This is a genomic window from Herbaspirillum rubrisubalbicans, assembly GCF_003719195.1.
In the GTDB taxonomy this organism is placed as follows: domain Bacteria; phylum Pseudomonadota; class Gammaproteobacteria; order Burkholderiales; family Burkholderiaceae_D; genus Herbaspirillum; species Herbaspirillum rubrisubalbicans.
On sequence record NZ_CP024996.1, the window covers coordinates 3947052 to 3972561 of the forward strand.

The 25510-nt window shown below is 60.5% G+C and carries 20 protein-coding genes; 13 read left to right on the forward strand and 7 right to left on the reverse strand.

Annotated elements, in window-relative coordinates; genetic code table 11:
• The first annotated feature begins 125 nt into the window (after window positions 1-125).
• The gene (locus RC54_RS17530) at window positions 126-446 is read left to right on the forward strand and encodes an Mpo1-like protein (protein ID WP_017452972.1); all 321 of its coding nucleotides are present in this window, start codon (window positions 126-128) and stop codon (window positions 444-446) included.
• 61 nt (window positions 447-507) lie between these two features.
• On the opposite strand, the gene RC54_RS17535 is transcribed toward RC54_RS17530, so the two are convergent.
• Complete coding sequence (locus tag RC54_RS17535; RefSeq protein WP_044529361.1) at window positions 508-1893, reverse strand: YihY family inner membrane protein; 1386 nt, start codon at window positions 1891-1893, stop codon at window positions 508-510.
• 343 nt (window positions 1894-2236) lie between these two features.
• On the opposite strand from RC54_RS17535, the gene wrbA reads away from it, so the two are divergent.
• The 3 genes from wrbA (at window position 2237) to RC54_RS17550 (ending at window position 4729) form a co-directional block, all read left to right on the forward strand.
• Window positions 2237-2872, forward strand: coding sequence for an NAD(P)H:quinone oxidoreductase (wrbA, locus tag RC54_RS17540; protein ID WP_061790174.1), 636 nt, complete (start codon window positions 2237-2239; stop codon window positions 2870-2872).
• A complete protein-coding gene (locus RC54_RS17545) occupies window positions 2869-3261 on the forward strand; it encodes a DUF2069 domain-containing protein (protein WP_058896291.1) in 393 nt (130 codons plus the stop codon). The genes wrbA and RC54_RS17545 overlap by 4 nt, the downstream gene beginning before the upstream one ends.
• A 61-nt stretch (window positions 3262-3322) precedes the next feature.
• Window positions 3323-4729, forward strand: coding sequence for an FAD-binding oxidoreductase (locus tag RC54_RS17550; RefSeq protein WP_061790173.1), 1407 nt, complete (start codon window positions 3323-3325; stop codon window positions 4727-4729).
• A 244-nt stretch (window positions 4730-4973) separates the two neighbouring features.
• On the opposite strand, the gene RC54_RS17555 is transcribed toward RC54_RS17550, so the two are convergent.
• Window positions 4974-7061, reverse strand: a complete 2088-nt coding sequence (locus tag RC54_RS17555; protein ID WP_061790172.1) for a putative bifunctional diguanylate cyclase/phosphodiesterase — start codon at window positions 7059-7061, stop codon at window positions 4974-4976.
• Window positions 7062-7349: 288 nt separating this feature from the next.
• Here RC54_RS17555 and RC54_RS17560 point away from each other — a divergent pair, with 288 nt between their 5' ends.
• A complete protein-coding gene (locus RC54_RS17560; protein WP_061790171.1) occupies window positions 7350-8645 on the forward strand; it encodes a phospholipase A in 1296 nt (431 codons plus the stop codon).
• A gap of 24 nt (window positions 8646-8669) precedes the next feature.
• Here RC54_RS17560 and gorA read toward each other — a convergent pair whose 3' ends face one another.
• Together gorA and RC54_RS17570 are read right to left on the reverse strand one after the other, a co-directional pair.
• Window positions 8670-10037, reverse strand: a complete 1368-nt coding sequence (gene gorA / locus RC54_RS17565; protein WP_061790170.1) for a glutathione-disulfide reductase — start codon at window positions 10035-10037, stop codon at window positions 8670-8672.
• Window positions 10038-10101: 64 nt separating this feature from the next.
• Window positions 10102-11769: an ABC transporter permease gene (locus tag RC54_RS17570; protein ID WP_061790169.1), complete on the reverse strand. Its 1668-nt coding sequence runs from the start codon at window positions 11767-11769 to the stop codon at window positions 10102-10104.
• 107 nt (window positions 11770-11876) lie between these two features.
• Between RC54_RS17570 and RC54_RS17575 the strand changes: the two genes are divergently transcribed.
• From RC54_RS17575 to RC54_RS17610, 8 genes are all read left to right on the forward strand, one after another.
• The gene (locus RC54_RS17575) at window positions 11877-12971 is read left to right on the forward strand and encodes an ABC transporter ATP-binding protein (protein ID WP_061790168.1); all 1095 of its coding nucleotides are present in this window, start codon (window positions 11877-11879) and stop codon (window positions 12969-12971) included.
• Window positions 12972-13219: 248 nt separating this feature from the next.
• Window positions 13220-16084 carry a type VI secretion system Vgr family protein gene (locus RC54_RS17580; protein WP_255221006.1) on the forward strand — a complete coding sequence of 955 codons (2865 nt, stop codon included), beginning with the start codon at window positions 13220-13222 and terminating at the stop codon, window positions 16082-16084.
• 27 nt (window positions 16085-16111) lie between these two features.
• Window positions 16112-17086: a DUF4123 domain-containing protein gene (locus RC54_RS17585; protein ID WP_082803166.1), complete on the forward strand. Its 975-nt coding sequence runs from the start codon at window positions 16112-16114 to the stop codon at window positions 17084-17086.
• A gap of 2 nt (window positions 17087-17088) precedes the next feature.
• Complete coding sequence (locus RC54_RS17590) at window positions 17089-19758, forward strand: T6SS effector BTH_I2691 family protein (RefSeq protein ID WP_164471222.1); 2670 nt, start codon at window positions 17089-17091, stop codon at window positions 19756-19758.
• Window positions 19759-19774: 16 nt separating this feature from the next.
• Window positions 19775-21009 (forward strand): IS3 family transposase gene (locus tag RC54_RS17595; RefSeq protein WP_123020402.1). Its coding sequence is split into 2 segments (ribosomal slippage): window positions 19775-20135 and window positions 20135-21009, totalling 1236 coding nucleotides; the frame shifts between segments, so codons are not numbered across the junction.
• A gap of 63 nt (window positions 21010-21072) precedes the next feature.
• Entirely contained in the window at window positions 21073-21348 is a 276-nt protein-coding gene (locus RC54_RS25365) for a hypothetical protein (RefSeq protein WP_164471223.1), read from the forward strand.
• 9 nt (window positions 21349-21357) lie between these two features.
• The gene (locus tag RC54_RS17600) at window positions 21358-22113 is read left to right on the forward strand and encodes a putative type VI secretion system effector (protein ID WP_082803205.1); all 756 of its coding nucleotides are present in this window, start codon (window positions 21358-21360) and stop codon (window positions 22111-22113) included.
• A gap of 237 nt (window positions 22114-22350) precedes the next feature.
• Window positions 22351-23091: a hypothetical protein gene (locus tag RC54_RS17610; RefSeq protein WP_058896301.1), complete on the forward strand. Its 741-nt coding sequence runs from the start codon at window positions 22351-22353 to the stop codon at window positions 23089-23091.
• Between the two features lie 358 nt (window positions 23092-23449).
• Here the strand turns inward: RC54_RS17610 and RC54_RS17615 are convergent, their stop codons facing one another.
• The 3 genes from RC54_RS17615 to RC54_RS17625 form a co-directional block, all read right to left on the reverse strand.
• Complete coding sequence (locus tag RC54_RS17615; protein WP_058896302.1) at window positions 23450-23647, reverse strand: hypothetical protein; 198 nt, start codon at window positions 23645-23647, stop codon at window positions 23450-23452.
• Window positions 23647-23877: a hypothetical protein gene (locus RC54_RS17620; protein ID WP_017452985.1), complete on the reverse strand. Its 231-nt coding sequence runs from the start codon at window positions 23875-23877 to the stop codon at window positions 23647-23649. Before RC54_RS17620 ends, RC54_RS17615 begins: the two co-directional genes overlap by 1 nt.
• A 151-nt stretch (window positions 23878-24028) precedes the next feature.
• The gene (locus tag RC54_RS17625) at window positions 24029-25420 is read right to left on the reverse strand and encodes a TAXI family TRAP transporter solute-binding subunit (RefSeq protein WP_017452986.1); all 1392 of its coding nucleotides are present in this window, start codon (window positions 25418-25420) and stop codon (window positions 24029-24031) included.
• Between the last annotated feature and the right edge of the window lie 90 nt (window positions 25421-25510).

The following is a 25510-nucleotide window of genomic DNA, read 5'->3' on the forward strand; positions in this document are numbered from 1 at the left end:
AACGCATTGCTATGCAGTATTGCCGCCAGTCATGGTGAAGCTTGCTTGAGCATAAGGATTGCATATGGCGGCCTGGCTGACTAAGCTGGAAGAGTCTGGATCCCCAGGAGAATCAGGAGAAGCCCATGTCTGCCACCCTGCCCGACCGCCATTACGCCAGCTTCAGCGAGTTCTATCCGAGCTATCTCAGCGAGCATACGCACCGGGTCAACCGGCAACTGCACTTCCTGGGATCGACGCTGGCCCTGTTGAGCCTGTTGTTGCTGCTGCTCACGCGCCAGTGGTGGTGGCTGGCGGTGGCGCTGTTGTGTGGCTACGGCTTGGCCTGGGTCGGACATTTCATGGTGGAGAAGAACCAGCCGGCCACCTTCCGCCATCCGCTCTATTCCTTCATGGGCGACTGGGTGATGTACTGGCAAATGCTCACGGGACAGGTGTCTTTCTAAGAATTGTTCATATCCCGTCCAAAACTGCCCTAGCCCCCCCACCCTGCGCCTGGCTTGCGCTTCAACGCTCCCACATGCGGCGCCGCTGCTCCAGCGGCACGGCGGCATAGGGCATGGCGGTCACTGCTGCGGCCGCTTCCTGCACCGCCTGATCTGCGGCGCGGCCGCCCTGGCAATACTCTTCCAGCGATTGCGCCAGCACCGCATTGATGGCCTCTTCCACCCGCGTCACCAGGGTTTCTTCCTCGCCGGCCTGGGCCAGCACGGCCGGGTCGAACACGAACAGGCGATAGACCCGCGCCAACTGGATCGTGCCGGGATTGGCGGCCAGCGTCCAGCGATCCATGTCGTCGGTGATGCGCCGGTTCCAGCCGCTGCGGGCGCGGGTATCGGGCTTGACCGAGGCCACCCAGCCCTCCTCGCTCATCCTGGCCAGCAATTGCTGCAACTCGCCCAGGCCCAGCTTGGTGGCGCGGCGCACTTCTTCCATGCTGACCACGGCCGAGTCCACCCCGACCCGCGCCGCGTGCAGGCATTTCAAGACCTTGACCGCATCGATGAACTCCGCTCCCGGCGAAGGGACGTGCCACCAGCGCTCGTAGCGCACCACCGGCAGGGCGGCGGTCAACAGGGCACCAAAGAGCGTGACCATCCACATCATGTAGATCCACACCAGGAAGATCGGCAGCACCGCCACCGTGCCATAGACCATGGTGTAGGTCGGGAACTTGAGGATATAGGCGGCAAAGAGACGCTTGGCGATTTCCAGGCCGATGCCGGCCAGCAGGCCGCCGGCTGCGGCATCGCGCCAGTCCACGGTCTGGTTGGGCACGGTGCTGTAGAGCAGCGTGTAGGCCAGGGTCGAGAACATCAGCGAGACCAGCGTATAGAAGCTCGCCCCCAGCCACGGCAGGCTCTTGACGGCGCCTCCGGTGGCGGTGGACAGATACGAAGTCACGCTGATGGACACCCCGATCAATAGCGGCCCCAGCGTGATGATGGCCCAGTACACCAACACCCGCTGCACCAGCGGGCGCGACTTCTTGACGCGCCAGATCTGGTTGAACACGCTCTCGATGGTGGACATGGTCAACACCGAGGTCAGGATCAGCAGCACCCCGCCCACGGCCGAGATGCGCGCCGACTTGGCGGCGAACTGGTTGAGGTAGCCGAGGATGGTATTGGCTACGCCCTTGGGCATGAGGTTGTCGACAAAATAGGCTTCCAGCGAGGCGCGGAAGGTCGAGAACAGCGGGAAGGCCGTAAACAGCGCCAACGCGATGGTCAGCATCGGCACCAGCGACAGGATGGTGGTAAAGGTCAGGCTGCCGGCCACTTGCGGCAGGCGGTCTTCGCGCAGACGCCGGCCGGCGAAGCGCAACAGGTCGCTCAACTGCTGACGGGTCAGACCACGCATACGGGACAGGGAAACACGCAAAGAGGACATCCGTTGGACTTCTCGACTTCTGGACTTCATTGTAGGAAACAACGCAGCAAGACTGCAGAGTCAGACTAAGGTTCCTTGCCGGCAGAGCGCGGATGGCAAGCTCACTGGTGCTTGGCCGCTTATCTACCCGCCATCTACCCGCCATCTACCCGCCATCTACTGCTTATCTAGTACTTATCTAGTGCTTAGTTGACCATTATCACCCAAGCTGCCGGCAACATACCGCAAAATCCGGGATGAAGCGAAATGTTTCTGCTTCCCCTTGAGGCTGGCGAAGAAAAAGGCGTATCCCCAGTCTTTTCCTGATGTCTGGCTGCAAAAAAACGGAAATATAATAAGTCACATGACTACCTCTTCGACTGCCGTGAACGTTTCTGCCAACGCCACCATCCTGGTGCTCTACTATTCGCGCCATGGCGCCACCCGCAAGCTGGCCGAGCTGATCGCCCAGGGCGTGGAAAGCGTGCCTGGCTGCGATGCCCGCCTGCGCACCGTGCCCGCGGTCTCGACCGTGACCGAGGCGGTGGAGCCGGAGGTACCCGGCTCCGGTGCCCCCTACGTGGAAGCCAGCGACCTCCAAGACTGCGCCGGCCTGGCGCTGGGCTCGCCCACCCGCTTTGGCAACATGGCCGCGGCCATGAAGTATTTCTGGGACGGCACGTCGCCGCAATGGCTCTCCGGCGCCTTGGCCGGCAAGCCGGCCTGCGTCTTCACCTCCACCGGCAGCCTGCATGGCGGCCAGGAATCGACGCTCTTGAGCATGATGCTGCCGCTGCTGCACCACGGCATGTTGCTGCTGGGCCTGCCCTATTCACATCCTGAACTGATGAACACGGCCAGCGGCGGCACCCCCTACGGCGCCAGCCACTGGGCGGGCGTCAACGGCAACCAGCCACTGTCGGACGACTCGCGTACCCTGGCCATCGCGCTAGGCAAACGGCTGGCAGAAAACGCGATCAAACTACGGAGACCATCATGAACAACAGCGCGCGTTACTTCCACCTGGGGGCCGGTTCCAGCCTGGTGGCCCTTATCCTGCTGTGCCTGGCGTGGGAACTGATGCTGGCGCCCTTGCGTCCGGGCGGCTCGTGGATGGTATTGAAGGTGGTGCCGCTGCTGCTGCCCTTGCGCGGCGTGTTGAAACGCGACGTCTACACCCTGCAATGGTCTTCCATGCTGATCCTGGTCTACCTGGCCGAAGGCCTGGTGCGCGCCACCAGCGATACCGCCCGCACCTCGGTCATGCTGGCCTGGGTGGAAGTGGCGCTGACCACGCTGTACTTCGTCTGCGCGCTGGCCTATCTGCATCCGTTCAAGAAAGCCGCCAAGGAAATCGCCCGCCAGGCGATCCAGAAGGCTTCCCAGTAAGCGCTCTGCCCCGATCACGGCGCGCTGCCCCAGGTGGCGCGCTCCCTCTTTGCCCTCTTCCATGACCGATTTCCTCGCTGCCTGCCGTGCCGCCATCGGCGCCGCCCATGTCCTCACCGATGCCGCCGACACCGCCGGCTACCTGACCGACCAGCGCGGCCGCTTCACCGGCCGCGCACTGGCCGTGCTGCGGCCGGCCAATACCGCCGAGGTGGCCGCCATCGTCAAGCTGTGCGCGCAGTACGCGGTGCCGCTGGTGCCGCAAGGGGGCAATACCGGCCTGGTGCTGGGCAGCGTGCCCGACCAGCAGGGCAATGCCGTGGTGCTGTCGCTGCGCCGCTTAAACCGCGTGCGCGCGGTCGATCCGATCAACAATACGATGACGGTGGAAGCCGGCTGCATCCTGCAACAGCTGCAGGAGCAGGCCGCTGCGGTACAGCGCCTGTTTCCGCTGTCGCTGGCGGCCGAAGGCAGTTGCACCATCGGCGGCAATCTCTCCACCAATGCCGGTGGGACTGGCGTGCTGCGCTATGGCAATACCCGTGAACTGTGCCTGGGGCTGGAAGTGGTGACGGCCCAAGGGGACGTCATGAGCAGCCTGAAGGGCTTGCGCAAGGACAATACCGGTTACGACCTGCGCGATCTGTTCATCGGTGCCGAGGGCACGCTGGGTATCATCACCGCCGCAGTCTTGAAGCTCTTCCCGCCACCACAGGCCCAGCTCACCGCAATGGTGGCCCTGCCCGCGCCGGCCCAGGCGCTGGCACTGCTGCAACTGGCGCAAGCGCAATGCGGGGCGGCACTGACCGGCTTCGAGCTGATGTCAGACTTCTGCCTGCAACTGGTCCGCAAACACTTCCCCGAGCAGCGCCTGCCCTTTGCCCAACCCTACGCGCACTACGTGTTGCTGGAGGTCTCGGACAGCGAATCGGAACAGCACGCCCGCCAGCTCTTCGAAAACCTGATCGGCCAAGCCCTGGAGCAAGGCCTGGCCGAGGATGCCGTGATCGCCGCTTCGCTGGCCCAATCGCAGGCCCTGTGGCGGCTGCGCGAAAGCATCTCGAGTGCGCAGGCCAGGGAAGGCAAGAACATCAAGCATGACATCTCAGTGCCGATCTCGCGCATCGCCGACTTCATCGCCGTCACCGATGTCCTGGTGCAGCAAGCCTCGCCCGGCTGCCGCATGGTCTGCTTCGGCCACCTGGGCGATGGCAACCTGCACTACAACATCTCGCCACCCGTGGGGGTGGCCGATACCGACTTCATCGCCCGTCAGACCGAACTCAACCGGGTAGTGCATGACAGCGTGGACCGCTTCGGCGGCTCGATCTCGGCCGAGCACGGGCTGGGCGCCTTGAAGCGCGAGGAAATCCTGCGCTACAAGTCGCCGGTGGAATTGCGTCTGATGCGCGCCATCAAAGCGGCGCTCGATCCGCAGCAATTGATGAATCCTGGCAAGGTGCTCTGAATTCAGAGTTCAGAGTTCAGAGTTCAGAGTTCAGAGTTCAGAGTTTTGACCTCTGACATCTGAACTCGGCGCATCCCAACAAAAAAGGGACGGACGCCAATACGAGCCGTCCGCCCCGACCTCCCCCTCAGGAGCCTGCCTGGAAGGCCCATTACACCAGCCTTCCTCTATGTAATCATCTTTGCATCAAGCGCCGCGCCGCAATCCATGGAATAAGAGCCCTTGCCACGGCCAATTTACCGGATCAGGCCGCGCTCTTTTGCTGCTCGCGCATGGTCTGCAGGAACAAGTCGGGCGCCATCGGCCGTCCGCGCAGGTAGCCCTGCAGCGCGTGGCAGCCCGCCGCCGCCAGGAATTGCTGCTGCCCCTCGGTCTCCACACCCTCGGCCACGATGCGCAGGCGCAACGCCCGCCCCAGCGCCACGATGGCCGAGACGATGGCGGCATCTTCGCTGCCCTCGCTCAAGTCGCGCACGAAACCACGGTCGATCTTCAATTCATGGGCCGGCAGACGCTTCAAGTACAGCAGGCTGGAATAGCCGGTGCCGAAGTCGTCGATGGCAATCTCCACGCCCAGCTCGGCAATCTTCTGCAGGGTCTGCAAGCTGGCCTCGGTATCGTGCATGGCGGTGGATTCGGTCACTTCCAGGGTCAGGCAATGCGGCGGCAGTTGATGCTTGTCCAGGGCGGTGCGCACCACCTCCACCAGGTGCGGATCGGCAAACTGCAGCGCCGACAGGTTGACCGCGATCTTCCAGTGGGCATACCCCAGGGTCAGCCATTGGCGCATCTGGCGGCAGGCTTCGTCCAGCACCCAGGCGCCGATCGGAATGATCAGGCCGGAACGCTCGGCCAGGCCGATGAATTCATCCGGCCCCACCAGGCCGCGTTGCGGGTGCTGCCAGCGCAGCAAGGCTTCGGCGCCCAGCACCTGGCCATCGGGCAGGCCGAACTTGGGCTGGTAGACCAGCCGCAACTGCTTGCGCTCCACCGCCACCCGCAACTCCTGCAGCCATTGCAACTGATGATGGGCGTTGGCATTCATCGAGGGCTCGAAGAAGTGGTAGCCGTTACGGCCGGCGCGCTTGGTGTGATACATGGCGGCGTCGGCATTGATGACCAGATCATGGCGGGTGGCGCCGTCTTCCGGGTAAATCGCAATGCCGACACTGGCCGAGACCCGCAGCTCCTGCTGGGCCAGCGTGAAAGCTTGATTGACCACTTCCACCAGCTTCTCAGCCACCGGCATGGCGCCTTCCGGCTGCTCCAGTTCCACCAGGATCACGAATTCATCGCCGCCCAGGCGCGCCACCGTATCCTGGGCGCGCATGATGGAACTGAGCCGACGCGCCACCTCCACCAGCAGGCGATCGCCCACATGGTGGCCCAGCGAATCGTTGATGGCCTTGAAACCATCCAGGTCCATGAACATCAGCGCGAAATGACCCTGGGTGCGCGCCGCCTTGTGGATGGCCTGGGTCAGACGGTCTTCCAGCAGGGTACGGTTGGGCAGCTTGGTGAGATGATCGTGCAAGACCATCTGGGTCAATTCTTCATTGGCCTCGGCCAGGGAACGGGCCAGCTTGGCGGTGCGCGACTCCAGTCGCGCATCCAGCACCGAGGTCAACAAGGCGATGGTCAGGACCGCCAGCGTGACCACGATGATGAGGATGGCCAGCCAGCCGCTGCCCACGCCTTCGCGCGCGGCCAGACACACCGCCCCGCGCGGAAAGCTGGCTGCGGCCATGCCGGTATAGTGCATCCCGACGATGGCCAGGCCCATCACCACCGAAGCACCGGCGCGCGCGACCCTCACATGCGGGGTGTTGCGGCGCAGGCTGAAGGCGATCCACAGGGCGGTGGCCGAGGTCACCACCGCAATGATCACCGAGCCCACGAACAGCACCAGGTCGTAGTCGATGCCCGGCTGCATCCGCATGGCGGCCATGCCGGTGTAATGCATGGCGACAATGCCCGAACCCATCAGCACGGCGCTGCCCAACAGGCGCCGCAGCGGCAGTTCGGCCCGGGTCACGATCCACAATGCAAAGCCCGAGGTGAGCACGGCAATGAGCAGCGAGACCAGCGTGATCCAGGCATCGTAGCCCAGCGCGATGGGCAGGCGAAACGCCAGCATCCCGATGAAGTGCATGGACCAGATGCCCACCCCCATGGCAATGGCGCCCCCGGCCAGCCAGAAGCGCGCCGCCCGCGAATACAGGTGGTTGCTGGTGCTGATGCGCTCGGCCATGTCCAGCGCCGTATAGGAGGCGAGGATGGCAACCAGCAGGGAGACGACAACCAGCAGCTTGTCGTAGTGGGCGATGAGCATGGCGGACGGTGCAGCGGATCAGGTATCAGGTACGGGGACAGTGAATATGAAGATTCACCGCAGACTTGGCAAAGATGAATCCTTGTTACCAAGCTTAGAAGGCGCGGCATTGTCCCGCAATCAGGAAATACCCCCTTGTCATTTTGACACCTCCATACCGCGAATGGCAACTTTATGGGCAACTGTCGATCTGTTCTAATTGCGGCCAAATAATGCCATCACAGCACAACAAGATGCAAAATTAAAACAATACAGACCCCATCAAAACAGATCGCTAACAAGGAAACCATGCTCAGTCTCCTCCGCCCCCGACGTCGTCTGGCGCTGCTCCTGTGCAGCCTGGGCGCCCCGCTGTACCTGGCCACGCCGGCCCAGGCTGGCATCGCCCTGGTGCAGCCCCCCAAGCGCATCGATGCCAGCAAGCCGCTGGAACTGACCCTGCTGGTGACCGAAGATGAGCAGGCCCAGCGCAGCTATACCTTGCCGGCCACCCTGCTGGTGGCGGCCTCGGCCGACATGATCCCGCCCCAGCAGATCGCCTTGCAGCGCATCGATGGCAGCGACAGCCTTACCCTCAAGCAGGGAGAATTGCGCAAGGTGCACTATCGCGGCGTGCTGCCCGAGCGCCTGCGCGGCATGGTGCGCATCGAACCGATCGGCATCGATGCCGCGCCGGTGCTGGTGGCGGTGGTGCGCCCGGATGCCGCGCTGGGGCCATTGGCGGCCTCGCCCGACCTGATCAATGCGCCCTTGGCCGACTCCAGCAGCAAGGTGGCGCCGGTGGCGCCCTCAGCCACCGTCTTGACGCCCGGCGTCAATGCCTCGCCGCTGGACAGCGCGCCGGCCGCCGAGGACATCCTCTCCAACAATCGCCGCCTGTCCTTCAATGAGCCGATGTATTTCACGGTGGGCCACAACCAAGGCGAGACCCATGCGCGCTTCCAGCTCAGCTTCAAGTTCCGCCTGTTCGTGCCCGACGATCCGCGCTCGCGCGGCCTGCTGGACAATCTCTACCTGGGCTACACGCAGTTCTCGCTGTGGGACCTGTCGGTCCCGTCGGCGCCCTTCCGCGATACCAGCTATCGCCCCAGCCTGTACTACTACCTGCCGGACGTAGGTATCCAGAATCGCATCTTCAGCCGCATCGGCATTGCCACCGGCCTGGAGCACGAATCCAACGGCCGCGATGGCACCGCCTCGCGCAGCATCAATACCTACTTCATCGAACCGACCTTCAACTTCGGCAACCTCAACGACTATCACTTCAAGGTCACCCCCAAGGTCTATGCCTATCTCGGCCCCACCCGCGACAACCCGGACATCGGCGACTACCGTGGTCACCTGGACCTGAAGCTGGCCTATGGCAAACCCGATGGCGTGGAAGTGGCGACCATGCTGCGCAAGGGCCGGCTGGGGGGCAAGTACAGCGCCGAGACCCAGGTCACCTACCCGCTCTCGCGCCTGCTGCCCGGCACGGCCGGCTACCTGATGGCCAGCTACTTCTACGGCTATGGTGAAAGTCTGCTGACCTACAACCAGAAGGATCACCCGCAATTGCGCATCGGCTACGCGCTGTGGCGGTGAGTGCTCTTCCGCTCTGACGCAGGATCAGGCCACCGGTGTACGCAGGGTGACGAACTCCTCGGCCGAGGTCGGATGGATGCCGATGGTGGTATCGAACTGCGCCTTGGTGGCACCGCATTGCAGGGCCACCGCAAAGCCCTGGATCACCTCGCCGGCGTCGCCGCCGACCATGTGCACGCCCAGCACCCGGTCGCTCTTGGCATCGACCACAAGCTTCATAAAAGTGCGTTCGGTATTGCGCGAAAGGGTGTTCTTGAGCGGCTTGAAGTCGGTTTTGAAGATTTTTACTTCACCATGCTCGCTACGCGCCTGTTCTTCGCTCAGTCCCACGGTGCCTACGTTGGGATGACTGAACACCGCGGTCGGAATATTGCGATAGGACATGCTGCGTTCGCCCTGGCCGAACAGGCGCGCCACCACCGCCATGGCCTCGGCCAGCGCCACCGGCGTCAAGGCCACGCGGTCGATCACGTCGCCCACGGCGAGAATCGAGGGAACGCTGCTCTCGAAATTGTCGTTGACCAGCACCGCGCCGTTTTCCTTGAGCGCCACACCGGCCTGCTCCAGCCCCAGCCCGCGCGTATTGGGCGTGCGCCCGGTAGCAAAGAGCACGCACTCGGCGGCCAGGGTTTCGCCATTGGTCAGATGCACCTGCTTGAGGCTGTCTGGCCCGGCATGGGCCGCCTCGATGGCATCGATACTGGCGTTGAAGATCAGGCGGATGCCCTTCTTGGCCATTTCATCGGCCAGGTGGATGCCCAGATCCGCATCCATGTTGCGCAACAGGCGTTCGCGGCGATACACCAGGGTCACCTCGCTGCCCAGGCCATTGAGGATGGAAGCCAGTTCCACCGCGATATAGCCGCCGCCCAGCACCACCGCGCGCTGGGGCAGACCCGGCAAGTGGAAGAATTCGTCGGAGGTGATGCCCCATTCGCTGCCCGCAATCTGCGGCTTGTCGGGATGGCCGCCGGTGGCCACCAGGATGTGACGGGCGGTGAAGCGCTGGCCATCGACGTTGACGGTATGGGCATCCTCCACCGTGGCAAAGCCGCGATGCAGCGTGACGTTGGCGCCATCGAGCAGGCGCTGGTAGATGTTGTTGAGGTGGGCGATCTCGCGATCCTTGTTGGCGATCAGGGCCGACCAGTCGAAGCTGGGCTGGCTGTGCAAGGTCCAGCCGTAACCGGCGGCATCGGCGAAGTCTTCGTGGTAATGCGCGCTATAGGACATGAGCTTCTTGGGGATGCACCCGACATTGACGCAGGTGCCGCCCAGCTCGCCCTTCTCGGCCAGCCCCACGCGGGCGCCGGCCTGACCGGCGAAGCGCGCCGCGCGCACGCCACCGGAGCCGCCGCCGATGGTGAAGAGGTCGTAATCGTATTGGCTCATGGTTTCTCCAGAGAGTGGCCGCAGCCCCCTGGCTACGCCCTTGGTTGGTCTTTGCGTGCTGGCATCATGCGGGCGGAACGCCGCTTTGCAAGTCCGCATTGCGCCGGCCATCCAGCGCCCGCATCACCAGCAGCACCGGCGCCAGCCCCACCAGCACGATGGACAAGGCCGGCAGCGCCGCCTCGCCCAGGCGCTCATCGCGCGCCAGGTTGTGGGCGATCACGGCCAGGGTGTCGGTATCGAAGGGACGCAGCAGCAAGGTGGCCGGCAATTCCTTGACCACATCGACGAACACCATCAGCGCCGCCACCGCCAGCGAACGCCACAACAGCGGCATGTGCAAGCGCCAGGCAATCACCGCGCGCGCACTGCCCAGGGTGCGCGCCGCTTCATCGAGGCTGGCCGGAATGCGCGTATAGCCCGACTCCACCGACTGCACCGCAACCGCCGTGAAGCGTACCAGATACGCATAGATCACGCCCAGCGAGGTGGCCGTCAAGAGCACACCCAGTCCCGCTGCCGGCCACAGCGCCTGCAGCCAGGCCACCGGCAGCAGGATGCCCACGGCAATGACCGAACCGGGAATGGCATACCCCATGCCGGCCAGGCGTGCCGTCAGGCGCAGCAGCGCCCCCTGCAAGCGGGGCAGGCCACCCGTGCGCAACGCAAAGCACAGGGCCAGCGCCAGCCCAATCGCTATGAATGCCGCCAAGCCGCCGAAGCGGAAACTGTTCCACACCCAGCCCGCATAGCGGCCCAGGTCGAAGGCCGGCGCGGCAATGTCCAGGCCGGCTGGCGCCCGTCCCAGCTCGCCCCACCAGAGATGCAGCAGGATCGCCACCGGCAGCAGGAAACCCAGCACCACCGGCAGCGCGCATACCAGCCAGGCCAGCAGCGTCGGCCCGCGCGACAGACGCGGCAAGCGCGCCTCGGCGCCATCGCTGCCGCGCCCGCCACGCGAGGCCGCAAAGCGCATCCGGCCCTGTTCGCGCCGCTCCAGCCACAGCAGCAGCGCCACGAACAGCAGCAGCAAGGAGGCATATTGGGCCGCAGCGAGACGGTCATCGAGTACCACCCAGGCCTTGTAGATGCCGGTCGTAAACGTGGTCAGCCCGAAATAGGCCGACACGCCATAGTCGGCCAGCGTCTCCATCAAGGCCAGCGCAGCGCCTGCGGCCAGGGACGGACGCGCCAGCGGCAAGGCCACGCGCACGATACGTGCGGACAGGGGCGTACCCAACATGCACGCCGCTTCCATCAGATGCGTACCGCGCTCGCAGAGGGCATTGCGCGCCAGCAGGTAGGCATAGGGATAGAGCGTGAAGACGAACATGCAGATCGCCCCCGGCAAGCCGCGCACATCCATGCGCCAGCCCGGGAACCAGCCGCGCAGTGTGCTCTGCACCAGGCCGGCGTATTGCAGGAAATCGGTATAGGCATACGCCGAGACATAGGCCGGCATGGCCATCGGCAGCAGCAAGGCCCACGACAGCCAACGCCGCCCGCGGAACTCGAACAGGCTCACCGTCACCGCCGTCGCCCCACCCACCAGCACCACCCCCAGCGGCACCAGCAGCGCCAGCCAGCCGGAAGTGGCCAGGTAACCGGGCAGCACGGTCTGGGCCTGCTGGCGCAGACTATCGACCCCGGCGGCATCCAGCCCCAGCCAGGCAGCGAGGATGCCCAACAGGGGCAAGGCGATCAGGACAGCGAGCAAAGCGATGATGTGCATAGCAGGAAGACTGGAAGAGGCCAGAAAAAAGGAAGTCCCCCGGCCCATGCGTTACACTGCAGCCACCGAGACAAACGCGAATTGTAACCATTTCATCGAGCCTGCCCATGTTTCTGGAAGTCGAGCACCTCAGCATCCGCTATCCCCGCACCGCCACTGCCGCCGTCGATGCCGTCTCGCTGCGCCTGCAGCCGGGCGAGCTGGGCGCGCTGATCGGCCCTTCCGGCAGCGGCAAGACCAGTCTGCTGCGCGCCGTGGCCGGCCTGGAACCGGCGCAGGCGGGACGCATCCTGCTGGATGGCCAATTGCTCGAAGGCGATGGCGTGCGGGTGGCGGCCGAAGCGCGCCGCATCGGCATGGTGTTTCAGGATTTCGCGCTGTTCCCGCATCTGGACGTGGCGGCCAACATCGGCTTCGGCCTGCGCGGCATGGCACGCACGCAACGCGAGCAGATCGTGACGCAGATGCTGGACCTGGTGGGCCTGCCTGAGGCCGGCCGCAAGTTCCCGCACCAGTTCTCCGGTGGCCAGCAGCAACGCATCGCGCTGGCACGCGCACTGGCCCCGCAACCGCGCCTGCTGCTGCTGGACGAACCGTTTTCCAGCCTGGACGTGGAATTGCGCGAGCGCCTGGCGCATGACGTGCGCGACATCCTCAAGCGCACCGGCACCACCGCCCTGATGGTCACCCACGATCAACTGGAAGCCTTTGCCGTGGCCGACGTGGTGGGCGTGATGCGCCACGGACGGCTGGAACAATGGGATAGCCCCTACGCCCTCTACCATCGCCCGGCCACCCGCTTTGCGGCCGATTTCATCGGGCATGGCGTCCTGCTGCGCGGGCAATTGCAACCGGTGACAACGGGCGCCTCGCCGCAGATCGAAGTGCAGACCGCCGCCGGTTTGCTGCGCGGGATCCCGTTGCAAGCCCCCTCCCCCAGCCCGACCCAGGTGGACGTGCTCTTGCGCGCTGACGACGTGCTGCACGATGACGCCTCCCCCTTCAAGGCTAGAGTGCTGCGCAAGTCCTTCCGGGGTGCGCAATTCCTCTATACGCTGGCCCTGGAGAATGGCCAGCAACTGCTGTCGCTGGTCCCCTCCCATCACGATCACGCGATAGGTGAATGGATAGGCATCCGCTTGGACGTAACGCATCTGGTGACCTTTCCTGGCGCGGCCGAGGGCGCGAGCGTGCAGGGCTGACCAAACGGCATATGAAGATTTTTTCTACAGTGCCGATGCCAGGCAAACCGCCTGAAACGCTCGCTCTGTATTGGATCGTTAATCGATAGTCAACCTAAATAGTCATTATCACTGGATAGGGAACCCAGGCTTAGGCATCTGGTCTATCGCCCAGTTGTTAAGTTCGCCCGGATAGGCCAGTCACAACGCAGATCAAGAAGCTGGCCAGGTCGCATTCCCCGGAATGCCAATGCAACCCTCCTGTGATCATGCCCACACTTCCCGCCTCCCTTCTTGGTGCCTGGCACCAATCCTCGCGTGTCATGCGCCTGTTCATGTCGCCAGACAGCGACGCCGGTCTCGACGGCCTGATGGCCGAAAAACTCCAGGCCGTCGAAACCATCAGCCCGCTCCTGGAGGGCGGCGACATCGACGAGGCCATCGCCGGCTATCGCCTGCAACTATCCTGCCTGAGCCTGGACGCCCACCTGTCGCTGCGCAAGCTCATCGGTCAACCGGTGCTGCTGGTATTGCAGACCGATGGCGCCGCCCGCCACTTCCATGGCCACATCACCCAAAGCACGCTGCAAGGCGCCAATGGCGGCATGGCCCGTTATCTGCTGACCATCGAACCGTGGCTATCCTTCCTGCGCCATCGTCGCGATAGCGCGGTGTACCAGGACATGACCGTGCCTGAAGTCATCGAAGCCGTCTTGCGCGACTACCAGGGCCAAGGCAAGCTGCAACCGCAGTGGCGCCTGGACCTGCAGGACAGCAGCGTCTATGCCCGGCGCAGCCTGGTCACGCAATACCAGGAAAGCGATCTGGCCTTCATCAGCCGCCTGCTGGCCGAAGAAGGCATGTTCTACTACATCGAACACCAGGGCCACAGCAACAGCCCCAGCCTGGGCGCGCACACCATGGTCATCGCCGATCACAACGGCAGCTTCAAGGACAATGCGCGCGCCAGCGTCGCCTTCAGCCAATCCAGCGCCGTGATGGCGCAAGACAGCATCGACCGCTGGCGCAGCGTGCGTCGCTGGCAGACCAATGCCGTGGAAATTCTCACCTGGGACTACCGCCAGGCCGCCGTGCGGGAAGCCACCAGCGCCACCGCCGCCGACAGCGGCGCCCCCGCCTTGGCCCTGGTCAGCCGCGACGCCCCCGGCCTCTACGCCAACGAAAACCGCGTCCAGGCCGAACGCCAGGCCAAGCTCCAGATGCAGGCCATCGAAGTGCGCAACAAGATTTTCACCGGCGCCGGCACGGTGCGCAGCTTCGTCCCCGGCACCACCTTCACCCTGAGCGGCCACGCCGACCATGTCGGCGGCGACAATGACCGCTTCGTCCTGCTGCGGGTGGTCCACCAGGCCCACAACAACCTCAATGCCGACCTCAAGAGCGAGGTCATGACACTGCTGGGCCAAGCCGTACTGGCCGACGAAGATGACCAGGGCAGCCTGCTGGATGCGGCCTTGAACCCGGCGCCGGGCGAGGCGCGACCGGTCTATCGCAATCGTTTCGAAGCCATCCGCGACAAGATCCCCTATCGCCCCTTGCTCACCGCTGCCGATGGCCAAGCCCTGTATGCCAAGCCCACCGTCACCGGCCAGCAGACCGCCGTGGTGGTCGGCGCCCAGGGACAAGCGGTGCACACCGATCGCGACAACCGTGTGCGCGTACAGTTTCACTGGCAGCGTGGCGAGCGCAGCCACAGCGGCCTGAGCTCACCCGCCCCTGACGATCATAGCGGGGCACCGGCCAATGAAGCCTCCGGCACCTGGGTACGCGTGCTGGCCGGACTGGCGCCGACTGCCGGCGCCAACTGGGGCGGCCAGGCCGTGCCCCGCATCGGCCAGGAAGTGCTGATCGATTTCATCGAAGGCGACATCGACCGCCCGGTGGTCATTGGCACGCTCTACAACGGCAAGGGTTTAGCCAATGCCCAGGGCAACCAGGCCGGCCAGGGCGCAGGCGCCGCCACCGGCAATGCCCCGGCCTGGTTCCCTGGCGACAGCGATGCGCACCATCATGCGGCGGTGCTCTCGGGTATCAAGACCCAGGCCATGAGCGCCAGTCAAGGTGGCGCGGGCGCCTACCAGCAGCTGGTGTTTGACGACACCCCCGGCCAGTCGCGCGCCTCGCTCCAGCAGCACACCGACGCCCACGATGGCGCCAGCGAACTCAACCTGGGCGCCTTGCGCCAGCAGACCGACAACCAACGCCTGGCCGCCACCGGCCAGGGCTTTGAACTGAAGACCCGTTACAGCGCAGCGGTGCGTGCAGGCCAGGGCTTGCTGGTCTCGACCGAAAAGAGCAGCGGCGCTCAACTGGATGTGCGAGGAGCGCTCTCGCAACTGGCTGACAGTGTCGAAAAGCAGAAGCAACTGGCCGAGACCGCGCAGAAGCACAACGCCAAATTCGACGGCGAAGCAGAGGCAAGCAAGTTGCCTGCGGTGGAGTCGCTGGCGCAGTCGGTCGAGGTGCTCAAGGCGAGCGCCACGGCTTCAGCCGGCAACAGCAGTGGCGGCGACGATGGCAGTGAAGGCGCCTCAAGCGCTGCCCCTGCCTTCAGCGCTCCGCAACTGCAACTCTCCAGCCCGGCCGGCATCGCCGCCACCACCCCGGCCAGCGCCATCCTGGCCGCCGGCGTGACCAGCAGCGTGACCGCAGGCAAGGACATCAACCAGATCGCCCAAGGCAACCTGCACCACCTGGCCCAGTCCGGCATCAGCCTGTTCACCTACGGCAAGGTCAGCAACAGCAGCAAGCCGGTGCAGGACAGCGGCATCGCCTTGCACGCGGCCTCCGGCAAGGTGAGTGTGCATAGCCCCTCAGGACAGACCTCGCTGACCTCGGCCAAGCAGTTGACGGTGGCCAGTGTGGGCAAGGATGTGCAGATCACCGGCAAGCAGCATGTGCAGTTCAGTGCGCAAGGGGCGTGGATCAAGCTGGAGGGCGGCAATATCGAAGTGCATGGGCCGGGGGCGATGGAGTTCAGGGGGAGTGTGAAGGAGTTGACTGGGCCGCAGGGGAGTTCGTCTGGATTGGCGATGGGAACCGGGGAGATCAAGGGATGCGCGCAAGCAAGCAAAGACGCCAGTGCCGCCCTCGCGGGCACCCAAACCTTATAACCATTCAAAAAAGACCACGACTTACTCATGTCTCGAGATCAACCGGAGCAATTTCTCATGGCATCAAGCTGGGACAAACATGTCTTGGCGCTCCACTCCATTTTTGCCGGACCACCGGGCCGGCACTGCCTGCTATGGGTGAATCCTGCCCAAAGCGATCCCTTTGAAGGCGGCCTTCTTGTGGAGGAACGAAAATTCAGAGTGCCGATCAAGCACCCACGCTTCGACCTACGTTACGCGCCCTATCTCGTGCGACTCGATTTATCGCGCAGTAAAGATAGCGATGTTCTTGCTCGTAGCGTGGAACTGGCTTGCCGTGCGTGGAGCCTTGATAGCTTGCGGAACATGAACGGGCAACCGATATGCGGCTGGGTTGCTGCAAACGGTTCCTCCTCCGAACTCGGCCATTACTGGGCTCGGACATGTCACCTTCACTATCGACAAGGCCTTGCCAAGTTGTTGCGATTTCATGACCCGGCTGTACGGGAGTGGCTTTGGCCATCTCTGGAACTTCGCCAGCGCCAGCTCATGCTTGGTCCGGCAGAGAAGATATTCTCCATTAGTCGCACAGGGGAACTGCTCACTCAAGGGCCCGCAAACGAAGCAGGTATCTATGGAGATCAGGCGCTGCCTACGGATACACTGTCCTTGAGCGAGCGCCAATGGGATGAAGTAGAAAACTATGCCGCGGTTCATGCCGCTTGGCTTGACTTGTGTTCTGCAAATCCAGAATGCCGAGAAGTACTATCGCGCAAGCCTGATTGGGATCGCGCGGCTCTTGATGCGCTCCACATTGCTCCCTCCTATGGCATCCGAGACCTTACGGATAAGGCGCTGTTTGCCAGACATGCCTTGGATATCGGTTCTGGTTTTCATCTTCATCCTCTACTTCAATTAGTGTGGGATAAAACACGCACAGGCGATTTCTATGGCCCGGCTCTTGAAGAGGTGATCGGCGATAGCGCCGATCGTTTGGCATTTCATCTGCACGAGAAGGTTTAATCATGGCTTGCACTAACCCCCAAAACCCTCAATGTCCAAACTGTAATAAGAGCGGGCTTGCCATTCTACCGGCACGTTATGCCGTGGTACCGATAGATATCGATGCCACTGTCCCCCCACCGATGGGCAATAAGGTAACCGATGTGAAATTGGCCCATCACAAGTACGCCTTACGCACCCTCAGAGCAGGTTTCGTTTATATCTTCCACGAAAAGCATCCGCGCGGCAGTCACATCAAGTGGGAAGTCTATGGAGTATCGGAAGCCGGAACCCTGTGGAAGATGCCCTCCGTCAATGCCATCAAGACCGTAGACAGTGAACCGCAATGCTCACGTGATGGTCACAATCTTCCTGCTTCGGTCATTACCATCGAGACGCCCGAGAAATGCAAGCGTATCTGGATTGCGTTTTCCGAACATATCTGGAGCGATGAGACCTTGGCGGATTTCGAAAAAGACACCAAGCTCCGGGATCGCCGTATGCAGACCTTTCTGCCGGCGACATGGATTACTGCGGGCGGCTACCGGCACGGGTTGCCTGCGACCAAGAGCAACATAGAACATATCCTCGAATACAAGACCAATTTTCTCGCTGAAAGCCTCAATAAGAGTAATGTCCCGAAGATCAGCAAGCCTCAGAAAAATGGTGCTTATTTTTCTGCCTATCTCAAACGAGAAAGCACGGTGCATACGGCAGTCAGCCGGGCAAAGGAAAGTGAGGCTCTTTCCAAGTTAATGAGCGAGATAGGGAAAAACCCCAAGGGTTCCGATCATCAGCCGTTGGTCATTGCGCTGTGGGACGCCATTGGGATCGCCCATGAACTCAATGGCTTTCGCAACGAAGTCGTTGGCTGGTCGCAGAAGTACCTCGATGAACTGGAATTGGAAGTTGCGGCCATGGTGACTATCGATGGACTGAAAGAAGTTCTCGGAGAGCGCGCCGCCCAAAAGATGAAAGAGAATCAGGAAAACCCGATCATGCGATCGCAACCTGAAACCTTAGGCATTCGTGCGAGGGCGGCCCAACTCTCCCCTCAAGAACAAGCCCGCACCGCGGAAATCTGCGATTTCATTGACGATCTGCGCGCCAAGACCGTTCCACCTAACGTGGTCGATTCTTCCTATCTGCTGGGGCATGTCAACCAGATGCCAGAGCCTGCACGTAGCAAGGAACTCGCCAAGCTTCGCGCGCAAGCTGATCAATTCTTGAATAGAAGAGCCACATTCAAAGATAAGAACGTCGAAGATGCTCGTGCCGGTGCCTGGCAAAAATATGAGGACAAGCTGGACAAGCCGCTATACCTTGCCTTCAAGAAGAATTTCAAGGACTTTCAGACGACTGTCTCGCGAATCGCCGAAGAGCGCACGACTGACTTGGTCAGTTGGCTGGGCGCCAAGAACCTGATTGATGCATTGACCGAATTTCATGGCAAAAGCGTCCGCGATGGTGTGGCTTTCGACGATCAGATAGGACGTGCCATCTTCGGCATGAATGACAGTCGCTCAGGAAAAGAGAAAATTACCGCTTGGGTCACCGAAATGAAGGCAACGGAGACCAACCTTTTGTGGCGCGCCATGGCATTGAACCAAATCGACGCCATGCCCGAACTGGATGCCTATCTTCAAGAGGCCAAGCAAAAGAACGACAAGAAGATCATCGCCAGCAGCATTGACTGGCTAGCCGTCGGCCAAAAGAGTCTGAAGGCCACTGTGGACACCTACAAGAAAGCGCTCAGCATCTACAATGCCAACGTCAAGGCGGCCTCCGAAAAAGGCTCCATGGCATTCAATGTACAACTGAAGCCCATCAAGACCAAAGGCATCGACTTCCAGATCATGGCCACTGGCGATGCCATCATGAAGTTTTTTCGCATCAACGGAATCCTTGATTATGCCGGGGAGAAAATGGTTCAGCATCTGTTGAACATCCGCTTGCTGGTTGACCCGATGGATTCACTTCAGCTGATTCAAGCACAAGCCCTCAATGAAGGCGTCGCCCGTGAGCTGATGATCAGTCGATTGAGTACTGCCGAAACTTTTCTTGCAAGTGAGCGGCCTCAGATGAAGGCAGCGCAAGTCGACAATATGCGCAGGGCATGGACAGAATTCAGAAAAAGCGAGAGTTCAGGAAATGCGATCAAGGACGTTCGTGCGGCACTGTTGGTGATGCTCATCGAAGGTGTGAATTTTGCCAAGATGATGGATGCCTGCAAGCAGAAAAATGATGCAAAGAGCTGGCTGGGCCTGGCGGCATCGAGCATGACAATCACCAGCGGATTGTTTGATGTCGCATCGACTGCCATCAAGGGAATGACCAAGGATATTAACGGCGACTTTGACAAGGGAGCTTCGCTTTGGAGCTATCAGAAGCTTAAGCTTTTTGGAGGATTATTGAGCGCTGGAAGTGCTTTAGTTGGAGCCGTTCTCGATTACCGAGACTATAAAAATAAGAACGATCAAGGTGAACTCTTTATCTCTGGCTTATATTTCTTAAAGATAATTGCCGGAAGTATCAGTTCATGCATGTCGATTGCAACTGCAATGACATATTCCACTCCCTATATAAGGGGCCTGATAAAAGGCATATTTTTAGATACTGCTGCACAGATCATAAAGAAAGAAATCACTCTGTGGAATAGCCCCTTGAATCTCAGGACACGAAGACTCTCTTAAAATAGAGGACAGTCTTATGACCAGTTTTACGACTAGGCAAACCGTGGACCATATCGAGATTCTGACCGAGCCGGAGCGTCGCAGAAGACGCACGCCCCAAGAGAAAATAGCCATCGTCCAGGAGACCTTGGCTCCTGGAGCTTCCGTATCAGCCGTTGCCAGGCGACACGGGGTGAACGCGAACCAGGTGTTTGGTTGGCGCAAGCAGTACCAGGAAGGCAGTCTGACTGCCGTCAAGGCTGGCGAGACGGTAGTGCCGGCCTCGGAGCTGGCCGCGGCCATCAAGGAAATCAAAGAACTGCAGCGGCTGTTGGGCAAGAAGAGCATGGAGAACGAGATTCTGCGCGAGGCCGTCGAATGGGGCCGGTCAAAAAACCTGATTGCGCGCTCGCCCTTGCTGCCGGAGGACGACCAATGAAAGTGGTTTGTGACGTTCTCGGTGTGGCGCGCTCTGCAGTGGCAGTAAAACGAGCCCGGAGCCCGGAATGGCGAGATGGCCGCAGTGTTCGCAAAGTCGACGACAGCGGCTTGCTCGAAGAGATTGAACTGCATGTTGCGAGCTTGCCGAGCTATGGCTATCGCCGCATCTGGGCTTTGCTGCGACGTAGCCGGGAATCCCTGGGCCAGGCGTGCGTGAACCATAAGCGGGTCTATCGCGTCATGCGAGAGCACGAGTTGCTGCTGCGCCGCCCTGGTGTGAGACGTGACAATCGACGCCACGATGGTCGCGTAGCGGTCAAGCAAAGTAATGCGCGCTGGTGTTCGGACGGCTTCGAATTCCGTTGCGATGACGGGTCTGCATTGCGAGTGACGTTTGCGCTGGATTGTTGTGACCGTGAGGCCATCAGCTGGGCGGCCACTACCGGTGGGCATAGCGGGGATGTCGTGCGCGACGTGATGCTGGCTGCCGTAGAGCAGCGGTTTGGGAGCACGCAGACTCCAGAGGTGATTGAATGGCTCAGCGACAACGGCTCTGCCTACATCGACCATCGCACACGCAGCTTCGCGCGCGAGCTGGGACTGGAGCCCTTGACCACGCCCGTGCGCTCGCCACAGAGTAACGGCATGGCGGAGCGGTTCGTAAAAACGATGAAACATGATTACATCGCCTTCATGGACAAGCCCGATGTGCCCACGGCGCTCACACATCTGGCCTCTGCCTTCGAGCAATACAATGAGCACCATCCGCACAAGGCCCTGAAATACCGCTCGCCTCGCGAGTTCAGACGGGCTGCAGCATCACTAACTTAACGATGTCTGAGTGTCCTGAATTGCGGGGGCAACTACACTCTGGTAGCTGGTCGAATTCTTTTAATGGCCGTTGGCACAGGAGCATCACTTTTAGTCTTTACTCTTCAAGTTCTTATCTGGATTTTTAGCGACGACGAATTGCAAAGCTGGTGTTCTTTATGTGCCTTTGGCAAAGAGCGTAATACTAAAGCTGCTTTTCTTTCTAGCGCAGCACAAACCACGGCACTCAATCGCGCATTGGTTTCGATTGATCTAGCACCTGCCGCCGCCCCATCTAATGATAGATTCTGGGAATCAGCTCCCAAACCTACAATCGAAGAGATGAAAATGTATGATTGAGAGGAGAATATGAGCTTTTTTGTCGAACACCCGGCACCAACTGATGAGAAAAGGCTTGAAAAGCTATCAGGCAGAATTCAGAACTATAAAGCTTCTCGAGAAACTGCGAGCTTCTTCTTTACTCCAAATGATCAGCGAAATTTGAGCGTATTTGCTGTGGCATCTGCTGCTGCGGGTCTTGCTGGACAAGCGGCCATCCTATCCAACTATTCTTCTTCCATGGAAGAAGAGGCAGATCACGTTCAGTTCGAATTGAATGGCAATAGGATAAGCGGTTGGTTATGGCACAGCCCGTTTAAAGAAGGTGACGAAGTAGAGGTCGCTGTTCAATCAAATGGCGATCACTACCAACTATTAGGAATGATAAACAAGGAAAAAAGAATCATCGCCTTGTACCCTCATTGCTCCAGAGGAAAAATAAGTCACATCAAAAATGCGATGAAATGGTCAAGCATTTTCACTATTGTCTGCTTTGTATTTGCATCACTAATCAGCATTGACTGGGAAACCGGTGAAGTACTGTTTTGGCGCGATTTTTTTGCCAGCCGAGCCGTGATGCTATTAGATATCGCCTTTTTTTTGTCACCCACTTTGATTTGTGCAATTTTGATCAGGAAATGGATGCCTTTCGTTCGCCTTGCAGAAGCAGTTTTCCATACACTAGAACTACCAAATCCCTCGCACATTGACTTAGTCAAATCATCAAAAAAACTAGCGAGAGATGGTGATGAACCTGCATGTGGCGTCATGTATTTCAGATACTAGATTGACGGGCAAGTCACTCTATCTCGCCGACTTCACTCCGCTCACCGATAGAAATCTAGCCTCGTGGGATTTCTTTATCAGCCTGAAAAACGGAATTGAAAAGATGTCGGGCATGTGTATATCCGCAGACAAAATAGCTAATTCCCAGAAGATCAAGAGTCGATGGAATGATCGCTTTCCCCAACGAGATAAGCTCTCTCAAAAACCGCAAAGGTCACCGCAAATGCGGATGAGCAGATGAAGGAAATGAAGATGCTGATCTTTGATCATGTGACCGGAGATGACATTATCGATTTCGACCCAGCGACCGGGCTATGGCGTTATCCAGAAAAGCCGAGAGTGACGCCTGAGCTTGAGATCATGGCAAGGTTCACCCTCCCGGTGCGAGGGAGTTTTACTGAAGTCGATGGCAAGCGTTATTACCTTTATTGGACAGCGGACCGGATCTTGCTCTTCAGACTTCCAGATGGGACCGAATATACGTTGTTCCGCCACCTTTCAGATGCACGTTTTGAAGATCTGCGCGACGGGCTGAAATTCGAGATTGTCCCGGCGGAGAGAAGAGATGGCAGTGCTATTCCCGGATATTCAACAGTGCGAATGCACGACAAAACCGGTACGTTATTGCACGAAGTTTCTTATTTTTCGCAACGGTATCTTCAGCTCTACATGATGGATATCACACCCTTTACCGATAGAGATCTTGGAACATGGGATTTCTTTGTTGCGCTCAAAGATGCTGTCGAAAAAATAAGTAAGAAATGCTCAAGCGAGCAGAACGAAAGTCTGCCTGCATCCAGGATACGGGCGAGAACTGGAGAGCGCTGTCCCCTAGATGGCTTTTGGTTGGTAGCCGATTCCGTGGATTATCGGATAGAGGCCAAACAAGGCGAGCTGATGCCCTCCAGTCAGGGCCGCAATGTGAATTGGGAATGGATTTCTCGTGAACTGATTCCTGCGGGCCTTTTCACCGACTAAAACAAATCAGGATATCTTTCACGGCACAGCGCACCTGCGGATCGTTAAGGAAAATAGCAATGCTTGTTTATCAGCACTACACAGGTCGCGAAATCATCGACTTTGATCTAGTAAATGGGCTCTGGCGTTACCCGGAAGAAGAGCGATGAACCTCCGATCTGGAAATTCTGGGCCGATTTTCGCTGCCCGTTCGAGGAAACTACACCGAGGTAAATGAAAAACGCTACTACTGCGGAGAAGGTTTTCCGGGCACTTGAACTAGGGCAACCTGCTCACATTGACTTGGTCAAGTCATCCAAAAAACTTGCAAGAGAAGAGGACGCCCCAGAATGGGGCATCCTGTATTTCCGATACTGACTTAGGGACCACGGAACTCACGACTCCCGCACCATTCCCCTTCCACCGGCAGCCCCTTCAACCGCACCGAATCATCATTGGCCGCCACCCCCAACTCAAGCACCACGCCCGTCCTGGACGGGCATGGCAGCCTACGCGGGTCCACGCCAGCCACCTGCCCCAGCGCATCGACCACCAGCCAATCAAGGGCGCGCCGCATCAGTTGCGTGCCTTCGAGAGCACCATCAGCCAGCGGCGGAACAACAGGATTTCCACGTGACCAGGTTCGATGCCAGCACTGCACTCGATCACCGGATTGACCCGGTAACGGCGCACATAGGTATCACGGCAGATGAAGATTTCGCGGCGACCCAGGCGGATGGCCAGCGAGGACGGGCTGGAAGATGCAACAGCGAAACGAGCGTCGGAAGCAAGATCAAAGTGTGTCATGGCAGCGATTCCTCTTCTTGTCGGTAGGAGGCTTCACTTTAGCACAGTACTGTATGAATACACAGTATTTTTTATACAGTACTGTGGCTGCCATGGCGAGCATACAACAAACCGTCCATCCTGCCCCGCCGGCCTCGGATCACCGTGGCGCCTAGGCCACACCGCCGGCCAGGCGGGCACGGACGAAGCCGATATGTTCGCGCAGTACGTAGAACTGGTCGGCAAAGGCCAGCGGCATCTTCATGCGGTTCACGGCGATCTCGATCTCATCGAGGCGCTTGAGCATCTCGGCCTGTTGCTCGGGGGAGTCGCGCGTGAGGCCCCGTTCCAGGGCGATCAGTTCGCCATACCAGCGGTAGATGCGCGAGCGCACGCGCCAGCCATAGAGCATCGGTACCAGGCGGATACCAGGGATCAGCAACAGGATCACCGGCAGCACGATCACCACCGCCCGGTCCAGCAGGCTGGCCATCCAGAAGGGCAAGGTGCGGTAGAAGAAGGTCTTGCCGGACTTGTAGTAGCGCGCGGCATCGTCGCTGATCGGATATTCATGTTCCAGCGGTGCCGGGAATTCGCCGGCCTTCTGCAGCACGTTGGCCTTGCCATGCACTTCGCGGGCGGCGGCAATGAGCAGGTCCGAGAGCGCCGGATGCAGGTCGTCGCGCGCCACCAGCTCGGCCGTGGGCGCGATCAACAGGGTATCGCGCGCCGGCAGGTTGTGTGCCAGGTCGAATACGCCCATGGGCATCTTCAGGGTATTGAGGTAACGGAAGCGCCGCACGTAGGCATCGGCCTGGGAAAAGTCCAGCAGTCGGATACCGGGCGCGCGCAGCAGCTTGCCCATGGTCGCCACCGAGACCGAATCGCCCATCAGGAAGGCGGCATCGATCTTGCCGCTGGTGAGGGCATGGGCCGCCTCGTCGCCGCCGATGTTCAATAGCTGGGTGGCGCCGCCGTTTTCCACGCCATTGGCTTTCAGGAGCGTGGCGGCCAGCACGCTGGAGCCACTGCCCTGTCCGCCGATGGCAATGCGCTTGCCGGCCAGCTCCGACAACTGGCGCAGCGGTGGCACCGGGCGGCCATCCTCGCGCGGCGGTGGGGCTCGGTAATACACCGATACCGGCACATAGGAAATGCTGCCCAAGGACACCAGCGACTCCAGCGCCTCGGCCGGTACGGCGCTGGCCAGGCCACCCTGGACGAAACCGACGTCGATGTCCTGATCGGGATCGGCCAGGCGCTTGAGATTGTCCAGCGAACCACCGGTCTCCACGATATCGAGCCGGATGCCATCCCGCGCCAGCAAGGTCTTGTAGCGCTCGGCCACGCGCCAGAAATTGCTGTCCTTGGGACCGGCGGCAATGGTGATGGAAGATGGCGGCGCCGGTCGGATCAGCCAGATCACCAGCCAGGCCCCCACCAGGATCAACAGGATGATGGGACCGAAGCTGACGGCCAGGTCGCGCCAGGAAATGGCCACGAAGCGCGCCCGGATCCGGGTGGCCGAGGGCGCATAGGCGGAGAGTTTCTTGTCTTTGAGCATGGGCGCTATTCTAGCCGCGCCGCCGCGCTTTGGCCCTGCCCTGCTTGTAACGCAATGTGAAGCATTAGGGCAAGAACTTGCCTGAGGGCA